This is a genomic window from Moorena sp. SIO3I6 (genome assembly GCF_010672095.1).
Genome location: NZ_JAAHHU010001626.1, coordinates 1 through 1120, shown reverse-complemented (window position 1 = coordinate 1120; position 1120 = coordinate 1). Strand labels below are relative to the sequence as shown.

Below are 1120 nucleotides of genomic sequence, written 5' to 3'. Positions count from 1 at the left end.
AACACTTCCCGGCGAACAATCATACTTGCTCCAGCAACCCAATCCGTTGGACAGGGTTGGTCAGGAATCGGTGGCCAAACTACCCACTTCGATAATAATCTCGATACCACACCGAGACGCAAACCAGAATCTAGCTCACTGAGGACGGTATGAAACCGAAATGCTGAACACTGAGGGGTACTGTCAGGCTCTTCCAGGCGAGAGCCAGCAATACCCACCTGGGGATGGTCACTCATAAACTCGACCAGGGTTTTGATCGCCCTAGGACGAACAATGGTGTCTGGATTGAGCAACAACACATAATCCGGTGGCTGATTAGACTTCAGGGCTGGGCGGATCACAGCATTATTGCCAAAAGCAAATCCACCATTGTGGTCTAGTGCCATCACCGATGCCCAACTATCCCAGTTTTCGTTTGCGATCGCATTTTTAATGGCAACAGCCGATCCATCCCCAGAGGCATTATCTGCCACTACTACCGTAGTATTCGATAAACCTGGGATTTCATCCGCTAGAGAGCGTAAGCAGTCTATAGTTAAACTAGGGGTTTTGTAGTTAACAATTACTATAAGTAAAGAATTTACGTTATTGTTTTTTATTTCATTAGACATAACTAAATTTTGCTGTTTTTTGCCTTAGCTAAATAATTCTTATTTGTTAGTTAATTTAATTGTTCTTTTCTAAAAAAATAGCGTTTTTAATCGTAATAATTTAAACAGATTTTTTACCCGACTCCCGACTCCCGACTCCCGACTCCCTATTCCCTATTCCCTATTCCCTATTCCCTATTCCCTACTCCCTACTCCCTACTCCCTACTCCCTACTCCCTGCTATATCATCCCTAATTCCGTTGAACTTGTCTTCGTTGATTCCGATTTTGATTCCGATTTTGATTACGATAACGCTGGGCTGCCAATGCCGGGGCTTTTTTAACCTTATTAGTTGTAGGTTCTTGGACCACCAATCCTGATAGTCCTCCACAAGCCAATACAAAGACAGGATTACCATGGGCATTGAGCAGAAATTCCACCATGTACAACGCTACAGCCACGGTCAGCACCGCCACTGGTGACGCTTGCCGCTTTGGCCACAACTCCGCTGGACAACGGAACCAAAACAA

General features: G+C 44.9%; 1 protein-coding gene and 1 pseudogene. Both read right to left on the bottom strand.

Going from position 1 to position 1120, the window contains the following annotated elements; translation table 11 throughout:
* Window positions 1-611: glycosyltransferase (locus tag F6K49_RS51785; RefSeq protein ID WP_293110805.1), on the bottom strand; the 611-nt coding region annotated here is incomplete at its 3' end.
* Between the two features lie 230 nt (window positions 612-841).
* Window positions 842-1120: pseudogene (locus F6K49_RS51780) on the bottom strand (O-antigen ligase domain-containing protein); the annotation flags it as partial.